The organism is Ferrovibrio sp. GW821-FHT12B10, assembly GCF_058807515.1.
This window is the reverse complement of record NZ_JBXAQT010000002.1, coordinates 312,109-329,611: the sequence shown is the minus strand read 5'-3', so window position 1 is coordinate 329,611 and position 17,503 is coordinate 312,109. Positions and strand designations below refer to the sequence as shown.

Here is a 17,503-nt window from a genome sequence, read left to right as displayed (position 1 = left end):
CCTCAGCGTCCTACCGCGTAGCCCTGCATGCCGCGCGGATTGGCGCCGGCGGTCAGCAGCGTGCCTTCGGATGTTTCCGTGGTGCCGCAGGCGGTGAGGCGGCCTTCCGACCAGTCGCCGCCGACCTCTACCTTGTGGCCCCGCGCTTTCAGCGCCTCGACGGTAGCCTTGTCGAAGCGGCCTTCGAGGCCGAGATGGCCGGGCTTGGCGGCGCGCGGATAGAAGGAGGAGGGGAAATGCTCGCTGTGCCAGGCCGGGCTGTCGATGGCTTCCTGCAGGTTCATGCCGTGATGCACGACCTTGAGGAACATCTGGGGCGACCACTGGTCCTGCTGGTCGCCGCCGGGCGTGCCGAAGGCCAAAGCCGGCTTGCCGTCCTTCAGCGCCATCGAGGGCGACAGCGTGGTGCGCGGGCGCTTGCCCGGCAGCAGCGAATTAGGCAGGCCCTCTTCGAGCCAGAACATCTGCGCGCGGGTGCCGAGGCAGAAGCCGAGTTCGGGGATCAGCGGCGAACTCTGCAGCCAGCCGCCGGACGGCGTGGCCGAAACCATGTTGCCCCAGCGGTCGATCACATCGACATGACAGGTATCGCCGCTGGCGGCGCCACGGCCGGTGACCTTGCCGTCGCTGGCTTCCAGACGGCCGACCGTGGGCTCGCCCACGCCGACGCCGCCGGCTTCACCCGCCTTGATCGAGGTCAGCTTCGCCGCCTGGCCCATCGGGTCGCCCGGGCGCAACTCCAGCGATGCCGTGTCGCCCATGAGTTTGCGCCGCTGCGCGTTGTAGGTGTCAGACAGCAGCGCGGCCATCGGCACCTCGACGAAGTCGGGGTCGCCATACCAGGCTTCGCGATCGGCGAAGGCCAGCTTGGAGGCCTCCACCAGCGTATGGATGAAGTCCGGGCCGGCCGGGTCCATCTTCGCCAGATCGAAGCCTTTCAGCAGCGCGAGTTGCTGCAGGAAGGCCGGACCCTGACTCCAGGGGCCGCATTTGGCCACGGTCCAGCCGTGATAGTCATAGGTCAGCGGCTTTTCGATATAGGCCTGCCACTTGGCCATGTCGTTGCCGCTCAGTACGCCGCGATGGCGACGCCCCGAGGCATCCATGGCTTCGGTGCCGGTCGAGAATTTGTCGATGGCCTCGGCGACGAAGCCTTCGCGCCAGGCCTTGCGCGCCGCTTCGATGCGCTGCTCGCGGCTGCCGCTGCCGGCAGTGGAAAGCTTGCGATAGGTTGCGGCCAGACCCGGCTGGCGGAACATCGTGTAGGCCTTGGGAAGCTGGCCGCTCTTGTCGAGCCACAGCGCTGCCGAGGTCTTCCATTCATCCTGGAACAGTTTCTGCACCGTGCCGATGGTGTCGATCACGCGCGGCACCAGCGGGCAGCCGTTCTCGGCATAATGAATGGCAGGCGCCAGCGCGTCCGCCAGGTCGATGGTGCCGTAGTCGCGCAGCATCAGCAGCCAGCCGTCGACAGCGCCCGGCACGCAGGGCGCCAGCAGGCCGGAGCCGGGGATGAGGTCGAGGCCGAGCCCCTTGAAATGCGCGATCGTCGCCTTCTCGGGCGCCGGGCCCTGGCCGCAGAGCACATCGATGCGGCTATGCTTGGCGCTCCACAGCAGGGCAGGCAGGTCGCCGCCCGCGCCGTTCAGATGCGGTTCGCACAGATGCAGCACGAAGCCGGCGGTGACGGCGGCGTCAAAGGCGTTGCCGCCGCGCTCCAGCACGCCCATGGCGACAGACGATGCGATCCAATGGGTGGTGGCCACCACGCCGAAGTTGCCTTTGATTTCGGGGCGGGTGGTGAAAGCGAACGGAATCTTGGTCATGAAAAATCCGGGGTGCTGGTGCTGGAAGGACTGGATGGCGCGTGGGACATGCCCTGGTCGTCGTTCATCGCCCGGAGCAGGGCTTCCCGGTGCGAGGCGATGTGCTGGCGCATGATCGCGCCGGCCTTGGCGGAATCGCGTTCCGCGATGGCATCGGCGATCTCGAGATGCTGGTTGGCCGACCGGACCTTGCCTTCGGGCGTGCGGGCGCGCTGGCGCATGCTCTGCCACGAGGCGTCGTAGCGGATCTTGTCGATCACTTCGAACAGGTCGAGGAACAGGCGGTTGCCGGCGGCTTCGGCCAGGCTGCGATGAAACGCGCTGTCCCAGCGTTCCAGCGTGGCCGGTTCGGTATCGAGGCCGGCGGCGGCGACGCGCTCGGCCAGCTTGCGGATCATCGCCACCTGCTCGGCGCTGGCGCGATGCGCGGCGAGCTGCGCGATGCTGGGCTCGATATGCAGTCGCACTTCCATGATCTCGTAGAAGTTCGTGCGGCTGGCAAGGCGGCTCAGGGTCGGCGCGGAAGACGAGGGCGCCGGGCCGATGAAGGTGCCCTTGCCCTGGCGGCGCCAGATCTTGCCTTCGGATTCCAGCTCGGCCAACGCCTGGCGCACCATGCGGCGGCTGATGCCCCAGCGCGCCGAGAGGTCGCGTTCGGTCGGCAGCGGCTTTTCAGGGAAGCCGGCTTGCTCCACCAGCAGGCGGCGCAGCATGGCGACAGCCTCGGCGGCGGTATGCAACGGCTGGGTCGGCGCTTGAGCAGACGTCTGATGACTCTGGGAAGCTCGATCCTGGATTTGCCCCGGAATTTGCGTCTGGGGCGAGCGCGGCAACATTTCGTTCATGAATACGAACCTAAACACAATGGTTCGGGTGCCGCAATCCTAAACATCTGATTCAAATGCCAATTTAATGGGCGAATTGCTGCCTCTTCCGGCACGGAAGGGTGGAGCAACGCGAACCATTCCGGAAATTGGTACCAATCAGGCCCGGCGATTTCGACCCTTCGACTCGCCCGGCAATCGGAAAAACGGAGGCGCTCCAACAGCATCCACCTGGTGTTCCCACCGGCGGGGCAGGGACTATTGATTTGTCAGGTCGGACCCATTACACAGCGCCTCACGCCGGGCGACCGGCGATGCGGTTCGGATCGTTTGATTCGCACCGCCACAGGCCGACCCCATCGTCTAGAGGCCTAGGACGTCACCCTTTCACGGTGAAGACACGGGTTCGACTCCCGTTGGGGTCGCCACTTCCGGCGATCAGCTGACATTCAGTTTTGGAAGATGCCGCGCGGCATCTCGGCGTGGTCACGCCGCTCGATCATGTCATGTGAAACGGCGTCGGGCCTGCGCGTTCGGCCAGCAGTTGGCGGCGCGCTTCGGTGGCGCAGCGCTCAAACGCATGCATCACTTCATTGGCGGCCACGCCAGCCGGCGTCACCAGGCGCACGATGTGGAGCAGCAGGTCGCGATCGTCCATCTCGCGCACACGACAGGTCACGGCCGCGAGCTCGGTTTCAACCGTTGCACTGATGCTTCCCGTGCCCATCCGATGGTGTAGCCATTCGGTGAGCAGATGCAGGCGACGTCTGCGCAGCCGGAGTTCGAAATCCTCCAGCGCCATGCCGTCGCCATCCTTGCGCAGCGGCGCAGGACTCAGATCGCAGCTCATATCCACCCATTCCGCGGGCGCATCCGGCCTGCCTGCCGGCGACGTCCGCTGACCTGTTCGTGAATGCCGGGAAATGCGGGCTGCCCCACAGATCAGCGACGGGAAAGCATCATCTTCAGGGTCATATCCGGGTATGATGCCGGGGCCGGGCAGAAAGACTCCGGCGAGCGACAACCAGAACCGGTCTGCATACCATTGGATGATCCCATTTTAGCTTACTCAACCGCAGGGACTATATGCCCTGTATTACTCTGACTCAAGCTGTTCGTTTCCGCTTCATGGAAGCACGACGGGTAGTTGGTTGGAATGTCAGGCGTATTCGCGTAGAGCGGGGTCTGACGATCGAGGCATTGGGCGGGGATGCAGAGGTGGATGCCTCGATGGTTGCACGCATCGAGCGTGGCCGCGTGAATTCCAGCATCGACCTGCTTGAACGCCTGTCGCGGGTGCTCCGGGTACGCATGGTGGAGCTGTTCGTCGAGCCCTTGCCGGGTGCGCCGATGCCCAAGCCGCTGAAGGGCGGCCGCCGGCCGGCAAAGTAGGTCGCCCTCACGGCAAGACCGGCGTCAGCCCCTCCGGCCTGCGCCACCTGCTGATATAACCAGGGCATCGCAGACGAAATCATCAGGAGATTCTCATGGCCCGCGCCCAAGCCAGTATCGGAGCCGCCCGCTACGCCGTCAGCATCAAGGCCGGGCATCATGCCGTGGTGGCCGATGAGGGGCCGGGTCTCGGCGGCAGGGATATCGGCCCGGCGCCGTATGAGCTGCTGCTTTCTGCTCTGGGAGCCTGCACGGCGATCACGCTGAAGATGTATGCCGAACGGAAAGAATGGGACCTGCAGGCGGCGCATGTTTCGCTGCTGTACACGCGCGAGAAGGATCAAGGCCGCATTGATCGCACACTCACTTTCGAGGGCGCGCTGGACGACGCGCAGAAGGCACGGCTGGCCGATATCGCCGAACGCACGCCGGTGACGCTGACGCTGAAATCCGGCACGCCCATTCATACCAAGCTGGGATAAGACCATGCAGAGCCGCAGCTTCGATTTCACCGGTGCACAGGGTCAGACGCTCTCCGGCCGGCTTGAGTTGCCCGACGGTCCGGTGAAGACCTATGCGCTGTTCGCCCATTGCTTCACCTGCACCAAGAAATCCATTGCTGCCGTGCGCATCACGCGGGCGCTGGCGGCGCGCGGCATCGGCGTGCTGCGCTATGATTTCACCGGTCTGGGCGACAGCGAGGGCGATTTCGCCGACAGCACGTTCAGTGCTGATGTGCAGGACATAGTCGCGGCTGGCGCCATAATGGCCGAAGCCGGCTTTCCGCCGCAGTTGCTGATCGGGCATTCGCTCGGCGGCGCGGCCGTGCTGGCCGCCGCGCTCGATATGCCAGGGATCAAGGCGGTCGCCACCATCGCCGCGCCTTTCGATGTCGAGCATGTCACCGGGCAGTTCGGCGACACGCTGCACAAGATCATGACGGATGGCGAGGCGCGGGTGGATCTGGGTGGGCGGCCTTTCACGGTGCGCAAGTCCTTTGTCGACGACCTGCACCGGCATGACCAGAAGGATCGGGTCGCGCATCTGCATCGTGCCTTGCTGGTGCTGCATGCGCCGCAGGACATGACGGTCGGCATCAACAACGCCAGTTCGATCTTCATGGCGGCAAAACATCCGAAAAGTTTCGTGTCGCTGGATGGCGCCGATCACCTGCTGACCAAACCCGCCGATGCGGATTACGCGGCCGAGGTGATCACCGCCTGGGCCTCGCGCTATGTCGTGGCCGCCGCGCAGGGTGCGGCGGATGCGCCGGCGAAAGATGGCGAAGGCGTCATCGTCGAGGAAACCCGTGCCGGCAAATTCCAGGTCGCGGTGCGCGCACCCGGCGCTACCTTCTTCGCCGACGAGCCGGTCGCGGCCGGCGGCATGGGCACGGGGCCATCGCCTTATGATCTGGTCAGCGCCGGGCTGGGCGCGTGCACGGCGATGACCGTGCGCATGTATGCCGACCTGAAGCAGCTGCCGCTCACCCGCGTGAAGGTCGCGGTCGGGCATGCGAAGCAGAAGGGGAGCGTTCCGCCTGATGTCTTCTCGCGCCGCATCAGTTTCGAGGGCGCGCTGACGCCGGAGCAGACGGCGCGGCTGCTCGAGATCGCCGACAAGTGCCCGGTCCATCGCAGCCTGGAAAGCGGGTCACGGGTGAAGACCGAACTGGGCAATCCGCCGGCGCCGTCGGGTCCGCCCGAGGAGCATGAACGCGAGATGGAGCAGATCTGCGCCACCTGCTGATCGTTATCTTGTTGATATTAGGATGATTTATAATATACAAATAATATAAGTAGTATATTATATTTTACGATAGACATGCGATAGATGTTTCTGCTCTCATATCATTAATGTGAAATGAGAGTCGGAGCGCGCCTCATGCTGCGCCAGAGCATCCCCCAGAGCATCGCTATGAACGGCAAGACCCCCATCATTCCCGGTAAGGCCCGGGCGCCGGCTGCCAGCATCCTGTCGCCGCGTCAGGCCAAGAAACGCCTGCCGCCGCTGATGTCGCTGCGCACGTTCGAGGTCGTGGCGCGTCATCTCAGTCTGATCAAGGCGGCCGACGAGCTTTGCGTCACGCCGGCCGCGGTCAGCCACCAGATCCGCACGCTGGAAGCGCATCTCGGCCTGCCGCTGTTCCGTCGTAATGGCCGCAGCATCATTCTCACCGATGCAGGTCAGGCCTGCCTGCCGGGCATCCGCGACGGCTTTGAACGTCTGGGCGATGCGATCAGCCAGCTTGAAACGCTGGGCGAGGGGGGCGTGCTCACGGTTTCGGTGGCGCCATCCTTCGCCGTGAAGTGGCTGGTGCCACGACTGGATCGCTTCCAGGAGAAATTCCCCCAGGTCGATGTGCGTGTGGCGGCATCGAACCAGCTTGCCAATTTCGCCAATGACAATGTCGATGTGGCGATCCGCTATGGCTCGGGCCGGTATCCCGACCTGCAGGTCGAGCGTTTGCTGCCTGAAGCGATCTTTCCGGTCGCCAGTCCGGAACTCGCAGCGAAACTGAAATCGCCGCAGGATCTGGCGCAGGTCACGCTGGTGCATGACGACAGCCCCGATGACGACCAGTCCTGCCCGACCTGGCAGATGTGGCTGCGTGCGGCTGGTGTCAGTGACGTGGACTGGAACAGGGGCGCGCGCTTCACGCAGTCGAGCCTGGTGCTGGAAGCGGCGCTGCATGGCAAGGGCGTGGCGCTGGCCAAGGCAACGCTGGCGGAAGCCGACATCAAGGCCGGCCGCCTGGTGCGGCTGTTCGGCGACCAGACTCCGATCGACTTCGCCTATTACATCGTCGGGCCGCAGCGCAAACTGCAGCTGGCCAAGGTGACGGCCTTCGTCGACTGGCTGCGCAGCGAAGTGGCCGGTTAGGCCACGGACGCGCCCTTACGCGACAGACGCGAAGGGTTCCCAATGCGGATGCAGCGCGCGGATCTGCGTGCGGTGCAGGCGACGGCGCGCGGACGGATCGAAGCCGTCGCGCCGGTGCATGACGGCGATGTTGTTCCACAGCAGCAGGTCGCCGGGCTTCCATTGATGCCGCAGGATGAAGCGGTCCTGCCGCGCATGGGTCCACAGGTCGTCCAGCAGTGCATGGCCGGCTGACGGTTCCAGCTTGTCGACCTGGCGGTTCAGGGTGCGCCCGAGGAACAGCGACGGGCGGCCGCTGACCGGATCGCTGTTGAGGATTGGATGCCAGGCGCCGGCGCCGGCCTTGGTGTTGGTGCGTGCCGTGCCGGCACTGGTATAGCCGGCATCATGGAAAATGCTGTGGCGCGCGATTGTGCTTTTCAGACCCGCCGGCAGCGCCTCGTAAGCGCCCAGCAGATCGAGGAAGTAGGTATCGCCGCCGCCATTCTCCGGCAGCTCGCGCGCCAGCAATGCGCATGCCACGGGCGGATCCTGGACATAGGTCATGTCGCTGTGCCAGGCCAGTTCGCCATCGCCCAGGCCGCCCAGCGGTTTGCCCTCGCGCTTGATGTTCGACACCACCGCGATCTCTGCGAAGCCGTCGAGGCTGGATTTCTCGGTATCGAAATTCGGCGCCGGATCGAGGCGGCCGAGCGCGCGGCTGAACTGCAGCAGGTCGCTGTCGCTGACATGGCCCTGATTGCGGATCACCACCACGCGCGCCTGCCGCCAGGCATCGACTACGCGGCCGAGCAGCCGGTCGTTCTGCGGCTTCGCCAGATCGAGACCAAGGATTTCCGCGCCGAAGTGCGGAGAAAGGGGGCGGATATCGAGCACCATGACAGGGCCTCCAGCAGTCTGTGTCAGCCTGCAGTTTCACGCAGGCCCGCGTAAAAATCACGCAAATAAATGTATATCGAGATTTAAGAACGTTTGCGTTTGTGAAATGGGAGCCGCGCCTTATTCCTCATGGTCAGACCTCCGTCTGCATCGGCGTCTGTCTCCCCGGACCAACAAGAAGGACTGATCATGCGCCACCTTTCCCGTCTCGCAACCATTTTTGGCATTGTCGCCGCCCTGACTTCACCGATGGCGCAAGCCGAAACGAATGAAGTGCGCATCGCGCAGCAGTTCGGCATCGGCTATCTGCCGCAGACCATCGTCCGCAACCAGAAACTCATCGAAAAGCATACAGCTGCACTCGGCCTGCCTGCGGCCAAGGTCACCTGGGCACGGCTTAGCGGCGGCGCCGCCAGCAACGATGCGTTGCTCTCGGGCAGCCTGGATTACGCCGCCGCCGGCATCGCGCCGGTGCTGGTGCTGTGGGACAAGACGCGCGGCAATCTCGATGTGCAGGCCGTCGGCGCGCTCGATGCCTCGGCTGCTTTCCTCAACACCAGCAATCCCTCGGTGAAGACCATCAAGGACTTCACCGAGAAGGACCGGATCGCGGTCGCCGCCGTGCGCGCCTCGATCCAGTCGCTGTGGCTGCAGATCGCCGCCGAGCAGGCCTGGGGGCCGGGCCAGCATGGCAAGCTCGACACCCTCACCGTGACGCTGCCGCATCCGGAAGCCACTGCGGCGCTGCTGTCGGGCCGCTCGGAGATCACCGCGCATTTCGGCACGCCGCCGTTCAATTTCCAGCAGCTGGAGAACCCCAAGATTCACCGCGTGACGACGTCGTGGGAAATCCTCGGCGGCCCGGCCAGCGTCAACCTGCTCTACACGACCTCGAAATTCCGTCGCGAGAATCCGAAGACCTACCAGGCCGTCTTCAATGCCTTCGAGGAGGCCTTCACCGTCATCAATAACAACCCGAAGGAAGCCGCGCGCATCTTCGTCGAGGAAGAGAAGGGCAGCTTCACCGCCGAAGGCATCGAGAAGCTGCTGCGCGACCCGTCGGTCAAACTGAGCTGGGCGCCGCTCAACACCCAGAAGATTGCCGATTTCCTCTATCGCACCGGCCAGATCAAGAACAAGCCGGCCTCCTGGAAGGACTACTTCTTCCCCGAGATTCATCCGCAGACCGGGAGCTGAGCGCATGAGTCCCGCCAGCATCGCCCGCCTGCCGTCGCCGCTGCTCTCGGCGCGTGGCGTGACCCTGCAGTACAAGACCGCCGACCGCCTGGTCACGGCCGTGCAGCGCGCCAGCTTCGATGTGCATGAGGCCGACCGCTTTGTGCTGCTCGGGCCGTCAGGCTGCGGCAAGTCGACGCTGCTGAAATCCATCGCCGGCTTTCTGGCGCCGGTCGAGGGGGAAATCCTGCTCGACGGCCAGGCGGTGCGCAAAGCCGGCCCGGACCGCGTGATGGTGTTCCAGGAATTCGATCAACTGCTGCCCTGGAAGACCGTGCGTGAGAATGTGGTCTTCCCGCTGACCGAGAACCGCATTCCGCGCCGCGAGGCGATCGAGAAGGCGGATCACCTGCTGGAGAAGGTCGGGCTCTACAAGTTCCGCGATGCCTATCCGCACACCCTGTCGGGCGGCATGAAGCAGCGCGTGGCGATTGCCCGCGCCATGGCGCTGGAGCCGAAAGTGCTGCTGATGGACGAGCCTTTCGCGGCGCTGGACGCGCTTACCCGCCGCAAGATGCAGGACGAGCTGCTGAAGCTCTGGGAGGACGTGCGGTTCACGCTGTTGTTCGTGACGCATTCGATCGAGGAGGCCATCATTGTCGGCAGCCGTATCCTGCTGCTGTCGCCGCACCCCGGCCGCGTTCGCGCTGAGCTGAATGTGCCGCAGAACCACGGCCCGGCCGGTGGCGAAGCGCAGACCGTGCTCGGCCGTCGCATCCATCATCTTCTGTTCGGCGACACGCCCGTTCATACGGAAGGCGTGAATGAGGAGGCCCGCGCCCATGGCTGAGGGTATTCTCCATCCGCTCGAGCGGCCCGAATTCATCCGTCCGGTGGAAGCCGCCTTCGGCGATGTCGAGGTCGAGCGCAAGCTCAGCCTGGCCGAACGCGTCTTCCGCATTGATGCGGTGCGTCAGGTCTCGCTGCTGCTGATCCTCGCCGCGATCTGGCAGGTTTACGCGGCCTACCTGAACAACCCGCTGATCATCCCGACTTTCCGCGATTCCGTTGTGGCGCTGTGGGACGGCTTCGTCACCGGTCCGTTGATGGTGCGCGCCTGGACCTCGGTCAAGCTGCTGCTGGCCGGCTATCTCGCCGGCATCGCGGTGGCCACGGTGCTGACCCTGCTGGCGATCTCCAACCGCATCGGCACGGATCTGCTCAGCCTGCTCACCGCCATGTTCAACCCGCTGCCGGCCATCGCGCTGCTGCCGCTGGCGCTGCTGTGGTTCGGCCTGGGCGAGAAAAGCCTGATCTTCGTGCTCATCCATGCCGTGCTCTGGCCGCTGGCACTGAATGCCTATAGCGGCTTCCAGGGTGTGAGCGAGACGCTGCGGCTGGCAGGGCAGAGCTTCGGGCTGCGCGGTCCGCGGTATGCCTTCAAGATTCTGATCCCCGCCGCGTTCCCGGCCATCCTCACCGGCCTGAAGATCGGCTGGGCCTTTGCCTGGCGCACGCTGATCGCCGCCGAACTGGTCTTCGGCGTCAGCTCCGGCTCGGGCGGTCTGGGCTGGTTCATCTTCGAGAACCGCAACCAGCTCGAGATTGCCAATGTCTTTGCAGGGTTGCTGACCGTCATCGGCATCGGCCTGCTGGTCGAAAGCATCATCTTCCGCAGCCTGGAGCGCATCACCGTGCGCCGCTGGGGCATGCAGCGCTAAGAACGAGGAGAGGGACCTATGGGTATCGTACAGACCAAACCGGTATTCGCCTATCGCCGCTTCGACGCTCCGCTGGGCGGCGAGATTGTTGGCCTCGACCTCACGCGTCCGCTGGATGACGAGACCTTCGATGCCGTGCGCGCAAACTTCCTCGATGCGCAGGTGCTGGTCTTCCGCGGCCAGCAGACCCTGACGCCGGACCAGCAGATCGCCTTCAGTCAGCGATTCAACACGCTGCAGATCCATGTGCTGAAGGAATTCCATCTGCCCGGCCATCCGGAAATCCTGGTCGTTTCCAACGTGGTGGAAGACGGCCGCAAGATCGGCCTGGGCGATGCCGGCCGCTACTGGCATTCCGACCTGTCCTATGTGGCCGAGCCGAGTCTGGGTTCCATGCTGCTGGCGCGCGAACTGCCCAAGGATGGCAGCGGCGACACGCTGTTCGCCAACATGTATCAGGCCTACGAGACGCTGCCCAAGGAGATCAAGCAGCGCCTGGCGGGCCGCAACGCGGTGCATTCCTACACCCTGAAATACGATGCCCTGCGTGCCGTCTCCAATGCGCGCAATGCGCTGACCGACGAGCAGAAGCGCCAGGTGCCGCCCAGCATCCATCCGGTGGTGCGCACCCATCCGGAAACCGGCCGCAAGGCGTTGTTCGTCAGCGAAGGATTCACGTCGTCCATCGAAGGCATCCCGGAGGGCGAGAGTGAGGAACTCCTGAAGTTCCTGTTCGCTCATTCCACGCAGCCGGCCTTTGTCTATCGTCATCAGTGGCAGCCGGGCGACATGGTGTTCTGGGACAACCGCGCCACCGTGCATCTGGCTGTCGGCCCTAACCCGGGCGAGCGCCGCACGCTGCACCGGACCACCATCAAGGGCGACGTTCCGCGTTAAACCGTATCGGTTAAACAAGAAGGGGATTCCATCATGCGACGACAGTTTCTGAAAACCACCCTGGCGGCTGCGGCCGTCAGCCTGATCCTGCCGCTTGCTGCGCAGGCCCAGGACATAACGCTGCTCAACGTGTCCTACGACCCGACGCGCGAGCTGTACCAGGACGTGAATGCGGCGTTTGCCAAGACATGGGACGCGCAGAACAAGCAGAAGCTGACCATCCGCGCCAGCCATGGCGGCTCGGGCAAGCAGGCGCGCTCGGTGATCGACGGCCTGGAGGCCGATGTGGTGACGCTGGCGCTGGCGTCCGACATCGACGAGATCGCGGAGCGCGGGCTGCTCAGCACCGACTGGCAGAAGAAGCTGCCTGATAACGCCTCGCCCTATACCTCGACCATCGTCTTCCTGGTGCGCAAGGGCAACCCCAAGGCCATCAAGGACTGGGACGACCTGATCAAGCCCGATGTCAAGGTGATCACGCCGAACCCGAAGACCTCGGGCGGGGCGCGCTGGAACTATCTCGCCGCCTGGGGCTATGCGGCTCGTAAATCAGGCAACGAGCAAGACGGCAAGGCATTCGTGCAGGCGCTGTTCAAGAATGTGCCAGTGCTGGATACCGGCGCACGCGGCAGCACCATCACCTTTGTCCAGCGCAATCTGGGCGACGTGCTGCTGGCCTGGGAGAACGAGGCTTTCCTGGCCATCAATGAGCTGGGCAAGGACAAGTTCGACATCGTGGTGCCCAGCATCTCGATCCTGGCCGAGCCGCCGGTGGCCGTGGTCGACAAGGTGGTCGACAAGCGCGGCACCCGCAAGGTGGCCGAGGCCTATCTGAACTTCCTCTACACCCGCGAAGGCCAGGAGATTTCAGCCAAGCATTACTACCGCCCGCGCAATACGGAAGTGGCGGCCAAGCACGCCGATACCTTCCCCAAGCTCAAGCTGTTCACCATCGATGAGCAGTTCGGCGGCTGGGCCAAGACCCAGAAGGCGCATTTCGGCGACGGCGGCGTCTTCGACCAGATCTACAAGCCGGGTAGCTAGGACGGTTTCCAACTGTCGCGCCGGGGTACTCCCACCCTCCGCCCGGTGCGGCAAAAGGAAAGGGGCCGGTTGGCGAGACCGGCCCCATCTTTTTTATCATCGTGCTGTCAGATGACGGCAGTAGAGATCAGCTGCCGGGGCGGTTATGCACGTCCGGGAAGAACAGATCCTTCCAGCCGGGCTTCGCCTGGATGCTGCCGATGCGGTTCATGAAGTCAGAGAACTTCTCCACATTCTGCGGCGCGGTGGTGAAGATGATGTCCTTGTCGGCCAGAATGCCTTCGATGAAGTCTTCCGGCAGCTTGGAATTGTCCAGCTTGTTGAAAATCTGTGCAGCCTCCTTGCGATTGTCCTTGATGAAGGCGGTCGCTTCTTCAACGGCGGCCAGAACAGCTTGATAGGTCTTGGGATTGTCGCTGCGGAATTTGCTGGTGGTCCAGATCGCACTGAAGGATGCTGGGCCGTTGGTGATGTCGTAGGAGCTGAGCACCTTATGCACCTTGGCGTCCTGAAGCTGCTGATATTGGAAGGGCGGGCTGGTGAAATGCGCGGTGATCTCGGTGCGGCCGGTCAGCAGCGCCGCCGTGCCATCGGGGTGCGCCAGCGACACCGTCAGGCCGTCCAGCTTGTTCTGCTGGCCGGGGCCGAAGGTCTGCTCGGCCGCCATCTGCAGCAGGATCGCCTGCAGCGACAGCTTCACCGTCGGCAGGGCGATGCGGTCCTTCTCGGTGAAATCGCGGATCGACTTCACATTGGGGTTGATCGTGTTGAGAAACGCCGGCTGCGAGTTCAGCGCTGCCACGGCGCGCACCTGCACGTTGCTGCGCGTCTTGTCCCACAGGATGATGAAGGGCGTCACGCCCGCCGCGCCGTAATCAACCGACCCAGAGAGCAGCGCATCGTTGATCGCCCCGGGATTGCCGATCGGCTTGTAGCTGGTCTTCAGCCCTTTCAGGCCGAGTTTCTCAGCCTGTTTCTCGACCAGGCCTTTTTCCTGCATGACGTAGAGCTGCAGATAGCCCAGTCCGAGATTGCGGGCGAAGCGAACCTCCGACACTTCGGCCGTCGCCGGCATGGCGGCGAGGCTAAGCAGGGTCGAGGCGAGCAGGACGGATTTCAAAGACGACACTGTTATTCTCCATTGTCTGTGCGGGATCAGGGCGACCCTAGGCCCCGGCCGGCATCTGGAGAATTTAGTATTCCTATCGCGAGGATTTAGGCGTGGTTGCGAAACGTATCGCCATCGTCGGCGGTGGCCTGAGCGGCGCCGCCATGCTCTGCACGGTGCTGGATCAGGGTACGGTAGCTGGGATCACGGTCTATGAGCCGGCCGAAGAGATCGGGCCGGGGCTGGCCTATGGCGCTGCCGCGCCCTGGCATTTGCTGAATGTGGTGGCGACGCGCGCCAGCCTGCTGGCCGACGATCCCGATCACGCCTGGCGCTGGGCCCGGCAGCATGGCGCGCGCCACGGTTGGGCAGAGGCTGCTGCCTTCGGGCCGGACAGCTATCTGCCGCGCAGCCTGTTCGGCCGCTATATCGTGGCGCATGTGGCCGATGCCAGGACACGCAGTGCGGTGCCGGTGCTCCATCGCCGCATCGCCGTCGCCGATATTGCGACAGGCAGAGCGGGCCTGACGGTGATCGCCGCCGATGGCAGCCACGCGATGTTCGATGCCGTCATCCTTGCGGTGGGTGCGCGCGAAGCGCCGGCGCCCCCGGTGGAAGGACTGGCCTCGGCCCGACTGATCACCGATCCCTGGCAGCTCGAGCGCCTGCGCGCCATCGCGCCGGACGCCGGCGTGTTGATCCTCGGCTCGGCGCTCACCATGGCCGACACGGTGCTGTCGCTGCACCGGCTCGGCCACCGTGGCCCGCTCCATGTGCTGTCGCGTCGTGGCCTGGTGCCGCAGGCGCGGCGCAACGATGCGGCGAAGCCCTGCGGTCTGGACAAGACCGATGCCGGCCTGCCACTGAGCCTGACGCTGCATCGCCTGCGCCGCGCCGCCATTGCCGCCGTGCCTGAGGATTGGCAGGCCGTGTTCGAAGGCCTGCGGCATCAGACCAACGATCTGTGGATCGGACTGTCGGATGAACAGAAGCGGCGCTTCCAGCGTCATCTGCGCGCTTTCTGGGACGTGCATCGTTTCCGCATGCCGCCCAGCACGGCCGACCTGCTGCAGACGCTGAAGGACGAGGGCAGGTTGCAGTTTCATAAAGGCCGCGCGCTGCGCATCAGCGGCACGACAGTGACATGGCGGCCGCGCGGGCGGGACGAGCTGCGGCACCTGCAGGCCGACACGGTGATCGACTGCACTGGCCCGCGCCGCACGCCCTATGACTGGAAGGCGCGGCTGATCGACCGCCTGCTGGATCAGGGCCTGCTGGCATCGCATCGCATGGGGGTGGGGCTTGCCGCCACGACGCAAGGCGAGGCGCTCGATCGGGATGACAGGATCGTGCCGGGCATCTTCCTGCTCGGCCCGCCGATGCGCGGCGCGCTGCTGGAATGTTCGGCGATATCGGATATCCGCAGCCAGGCCGGCCGGCTGACGGCGCTGATCGCGCCAATGCTGCAGCCGATGAAGGTCTGAGTCAGTTCAGGCCAGTCGGTGCGGCGTCGGGTCGCCGCGCTCGGCGATCAGTTGCTTGCGCGCCATCACGGCGCAGCGTTCGAAGACATGCATCACGTCATTGGCGGCAATGCCGTGTTTCAGCGCCAGATCGGCAATGCCGCGCAGCAGGGCGTGATCGTCCTGATCGGCGATGCCGCCGGCCAGGGCCGTGGGATCGATCAGGGCAGGGTCGGGCAGGCGGGTCTGCAGCCATTCGGCCAGCAGGCGCACGCGGCGGCCGCGCAGGCGGAACTCGAAGTCATCCAGGCGGGCGGTTTCAAACTCCTGCTTACGCAGCAGGGCATCGCGAAGGTCGAACGTCATGCCGTGGAGATAAGGCAGCGCCGGCGTAATTGGCACAGTTACGCCCTGCGACATGCTATCGCATGTGCGCAAATGACCCTGTCCTTGTCGAATGAGCATAATGTTGCTATAATGTTCTAATATTGGGACGCACTTCGCAAGTGGAAAGACAGAATTTGACGGCTACAGCATGAAATTCGACGTCTACAGCACCGAATTCGACCCCTACAGCATCAGTTTCGACGTCCAGAGGACGACATTGGACGATGACAGATGGTGCCGCGTGTCTGTCAAAGCCGGAAAGGCCCCGGTAGCCTGACGCCATGATTCGGGTCACCCATCGCATCAGCCTCGATCCACGCGAGATCGAGACCACCTTCATCCGCGCCTCCGGCCCCGGCGGGCAGAATGTGAACAAGGTCTCGACCGCCGTGCAACTGCGCTTCGATGTGCGGCAGTCGCCCGGCCTGTCCGAGGATGTGAAGCAGCGGCTGGAAAAGCTGGCCGGCAGCCGGCTGACCAACGATGGCGTACTGATCCTGATCGCCCAGCAGCATCGCAGCCAGGACCGCAACCGGCAGGATGCGCTGGACCGCCTGCTGGCCCTGATCCGCGAGGCCGCTGTGGTGCCCAAGGCACGGCGGGCGACGCGGCCGACGCTTGGATCGAAGAAGCGTCGGCTGGAATCCAAGGGCAAGCGCTCGGCGGTCAAGACCATGCGCGGCAAGCCGGGATACGATTAATGGTAACGAAACACGTCCTGCCCCGTTCATGCCATAATCGGCGGGCAAGACAGGCCAGCCGTTCCCCTTTGTCGTTTTTATCAGTGTTGCATCCTTTCATGACATTCCGTTCCCTGCTGGCCCTTGCGGGCCTCGCGCTGCTTGCTGCGCCTGCCATCGCGCAGGATCAGGCCCAGACCCAGCCTTCGACCCAGCCCGAGAATGAGGCGGTGCCGGCTGCGGCTGGCGAAGTGCCGCCGCCTGAGCGCAAGCCCGAGGATCGCGGCATCTACAGTCTGGTTGTCGAGAACGACCTGTTCTACAACACCGACCGCCGCTACACGAGCGGTGTGCGCTTCAGCTACATGACGGCGAAGGGCGACGAGCCCCAGTGGCTGCGCGATGCGACCAGTTATGTGCCGATGCTGAGCTGGCACAGTGACATCCGCGTCGAATACGCGCTCGGCCAGAATATGTACACCGCCACCGACAAGCTGCAGCGCAATCCGCCGCCGGGCGACCGGCCCTATGCGGGCTGGCTCTATGGATCGGTCGGCGTGGTGGCGCGCACCGACAATGTGCTGGACCAGATGCTGGTCAGCGTCGGCGTGATCGGCCCGGCCGCCCTGGCGCATGAGACGCAGGACTTCATCCATTCCATTGTCGACTCTCCGGAAGCGCAGGGCTGGGACACGCAGCTCAAGAATGAACCGACCCTGCAGTTGACCTATCAGCGCAGCTGGCAGTCGCCGGAATTCAAGCTGCCCGCCGGCTTTGCCATAGATGCCACGCCGCATGCAGGCGCGGCTTTGGGCAATGTCTATACCTATGCCAATACCGGCGCGATGCTGCGCTTCGGCCAGAACCTGCCCACAGATTTCGGTCCGCCGCGCGTGCAGCCCAGCCTGCCGGGCTCGGGCTATTTCGAACGCGCGCCGGGCGGCTTCGGCTGGTATCTATTCGGCGGTGTTGATGGCCGCGCGGTGGCGCGCAACATCTTCCTGGATGGCAACACCTGGGCCGACAGTCGCAGCGTCGACAAGCGGCACATGGTGGGCGATGCCCAGTTTGGCCTCGCTGTGGTGGTTGATGGCATACGCCTGGCCTATACCCATGTGCTGCGCACGCGCGAATACGAGACCCAGGATGCCAGCGACCAGTTCGGCGCTTTCTCGGTGTCGCTGAAATTCTAGGCTGAATCCGGCACAACCTGCAGCGCCTCG

The 17,503-nt window shown here is 64.4% G+C and carries 18 protein-coding genes and 1 tRNA gene; 13 read left to right on the top strand and 6 right to left on the bottom strand.

What is annotated here, in order from left to right; genetic code table 11:
* Positions 1–2: 2 nt before the first annotated feature.
* Both AC1RRT_RS19325 and AC1RRT_RS19320 read right to left on the bottom strand, forming a co-directional pair.
* The gene (locus AC1RRT_RS19325) at positions 3–1,826 is read right to left on the bottom strand and encodes a gamma-glutamyltransferase family protein (RefSeq protein WP_493015522.1); all 1,824 of its coding nucleotides are present in this window, start codon (positions 1,824–1,826) and stop codon (positions 3–5) included.
* Positions 1,823–2,662, bottom strand: a complete 840-nt coding sequence (locus AC1RRT_RS19320; RefSeq protein ID WP_493015675.1) for a FadR/GntR family transcriptional regulator — start codon at positions 2,660–2,662, stop codon at positions 1,823–1,825. The genes AC1RRT_RS19325 and AC1RRT_RS19320 overlap by 4 nt, the downstream gene beginning before the upstream one ends.
* Positions 2,663–3,002: 340 nt before the next feature.
* Between AC1RRT_RS19320 and AC1RRT_RS19315 the strand changes: the two genes are divergently transcribed.
* A tRNA-Glu gene (locus AC1RRT_RS19315) sits at positions 3,003–3,078 on the top strand.
* Positions 3,079–3,149: 71 nt separating this feature from the next.
* Here the strand turns inward: AC1RRT_RS19315 and AC1RRT_RS19310 are convergent.
* Positions 3,150–3,500 carry a hypothetical protein gene (locus AC1RRT_RS19310; protein ID WP_493015521.1) on the bottom strand — a complete coding sequence of 117 codons (351 nt, stop codon included), beginning with the start codon at positions 3,498–3,500 and terminating at the stop codon, positions 3,150–3,152.
* A gap of 236 nt (positions 3,501–3,736) precedes the next feature.
* Here AC1RRT_RS19310 and AC1RRT_RS19305 point away from each other — a divergent pair, with 236 nt between their 5' ends.
* The 4 genes from AC1RRT_RS19305 (at position 3,737) to AC1RRT_RS19290 (ending at position 6,925) form a co-directional block, all read left to right on the top strand.
* Positions 3,737–4,042: a helix-turn-helix domain-containing protein gene (locus tag AC1RRT_RS19305; RefSeq protein WP_493015520.1), complete on the top strand. Its 306-nt coding sequence runs from the start codon at positions 3,737–3,739 to the stop codon at positions 4,040–4,042.
* A gap of 95 nt (positions 4,043–4,137) precedes the next feature.
* A complete protein-coding gene (locus tag AC1RRT_RS19300; protein ID WP_493015519.1) occupies positions 4,138–4,524 on the top strand; it encodes an OsmC family protein in 387 nt (128 codons plus the stop codon).
* A 4-nt stretch (positions 4,525–4,528) separates the two neighbouring features.
* A complete protein-coding gene (locus tag AC1RRT_RS19295) occupies positions 4,529–5,791 on the top strand; it encodes a bifunctional alpha/beta hydrolase/OsmC family protein (protein WP_493015517.1) in 1,263 nt (420 codons plus the stop codon).
* A 135-nt stretch (positions 5,792–5,926) separates the two neighbouring features.
* Positions 5,927–6,925 carry a transcriptional regulator GcvA gene (locus AC1RRT_RS19290; RefSeq protein WP_493015516.1) on the top strand — a complete coding sequence of 333 codons (999 nt, stop codon included), beginning with the start codon at positions 5,927–5,929 and terminating at the stop codon, positions 6,923–6,925.
* Positions 6,926–6,940: 15 nt separating this feature from the next.
* Here the strand turns inward: AC1RRT_RS19290 and AC1RRT_RS19285 are convergent, their stop codons facing one another.
* On the bottom strand, positions 6,941–7,804 hold the full coding sequence (locus AC1RRT_RS19285; protein WP_493015515.1) for a TauD/TfdA dioxygenase family protein: 864 nt from the start codon (positions 7,802–7,804) through the stop codon (positions 6,941–6,943).
* A gap of 189 nt (positions 7,805–7,993) precedes the next feature.
* Between AC1RRT_RS19285 and AC1RRT_RS19280 the strand changes: the two genes are divergently transcribed.
* The 5 genes from AC1RRT_RS19280 to AC1RRT_RS19260 are packed head-to-tail and all read left to right on the top strand — an operon-like array spanning position 7,994 to position 12,642.
* A complete protein-coding gene (locus AC1RRT_RS19280) occupies positions 7,994–9,001 on the top strand; it encodes an ABC transporter substrate-binding protein (RefSeq protein ID WP_493015513.1) in 1,008 nt (335 codons plus the stop codon).
* Between the two features lie 4 nt (positions 9,002–9,005).
* Positions 9,006–9,830 carry an ABC transporter ATP-binding protein gene (locus AC1RRT_RS19275; RefSeq protein WP_493015512.1) on the top strand — a complete coding sequence of 275 codons (825 nt, stop codon included), beginning with the start codon at positions 9,006–9,008 and terminating at the stop codon, positions 9,828–9,830.
* Positions 9,823–10,701, top strand: coding sequence for an ABC transporter permease (locus tag AC1RRT_RS19270; protein WP_493015511.1), 879 nt, complete (start codon positions 9,823–9,825; stop codon positions 10,699–10,701). Before AC1RRT_RS19275 ends, AC1RRT_RS19270 begins: the two co-directional genes overlap by 8 nt.
* Positions 10,702–10,719: 18 nt before the next feature.
* Positions 10,720–11,598 carry a TauD/TfdA dioxygenase family protein gene (locus AC1RRT_RS19265; RefSeq protein ID WP_493015510.1) on the top strand — a complete coding sequence of 293 codons (879 nt, stop codon included), beginning with the start codon at positions 10,720–10,722 and terminating at the stop codon, positions 11,596–11,598.
* A 33-nt stretch (positions 11,599–11,631) separates the two neighbouring features.
* A complete protein-coding gene (locus AC1RRT_RS19260) occupies positions 11,632–12,642 on the top strand; it encodes a sulfate ABC transporter substrate-binding protein (protein ID WP_493015509.1) in 1,011 nt (336 codons plus the stop codon).
* Between the two features lie 127 nt (positions 12,643–12,769).
* On the opposite strand, the gene AC1RRT_RS19255 is transcribed toward AC1RRT_RS19260, so the two are convergent.
* Complete coding sequence (locus tag AC1RRT_RS19255) at positions 12,770–13,771, bottom strand: ABC transporter substrate-binding protein (protein WP_493015508.1); 1,002 nt, start codon at positions 13,769–13,771, stop codon at positions 12,770–12,772.
* 92 nt (positions 13,772–13,863) lie between these two features.
* On the opposite strand from AC1RRT_RS19255, the gene AC1RRT_RS19250 reads away from it, so the two are divergent.
* Positions 13,864–15,234, top strand: a complete 1,371-nt coding sequence (locus AC1RRT_RS19250; RefSeq protein ID WP_493015507.1) for an FAD/NAD(P)-binding protein — start codon at positions 13,864–13,866, stop codon at positions 15,232–15,234.
* A 6-nt stretch (positions 15,235–15,240) separates the two neighbouring features.
* On the opposite strand, the gene AC1RRT_RS19245 is transcribed toward AC1RRT_RS19250, so the two are convergent.
* Positions 15,241–15,579 (bottom strand): hypothetical protein, encoded by a 339-nt coding sequence (locus tag AC1RRT_RS19245; RefSeq protein WP_493015506.1) that lies wholly within the window; start codon positions 15,577–15,579, stop codon positions 15,241–15,243.
* Positions 15,580–15,881: 302 nt separating this feature from the next.
* Between AC1RRT_RS19245 and arfB the strand changes: the two genes are divergently transcribed.
* Both arfB and AC1RRT_RS19235 read left to right on the top strand, forming a co-directional pair.
* Positions 15,882–16,301 carry an alternative ribosome rescue aminoacyl-tRNA hydrolase ArfB gene (gene arfB, locus AC1RRT_RS19240; protein WP_493015505.1) on the top strand — a complete coding sequence of 140 codons (420 nt, stop codon included), beginning with the start codon at positions 15,882–15,884 and terminating at the stop codon, positions 16,299–16,301.
* Positions 16,302–16,399: 98 nt separating this feature from the next.
* Positions 16,400–17,473, top strand: coding sequence for a lipid A deacylase LpxR family protein (locus AC1RRT_RS19235; protein ID WP_493015504.1), 1,074 nt, complete (start codon positions 16,400–16,402; stop codon positions 17,471–17,473).
* Positions 17,474–17,503: the final 30 nt, after the last annotated feature.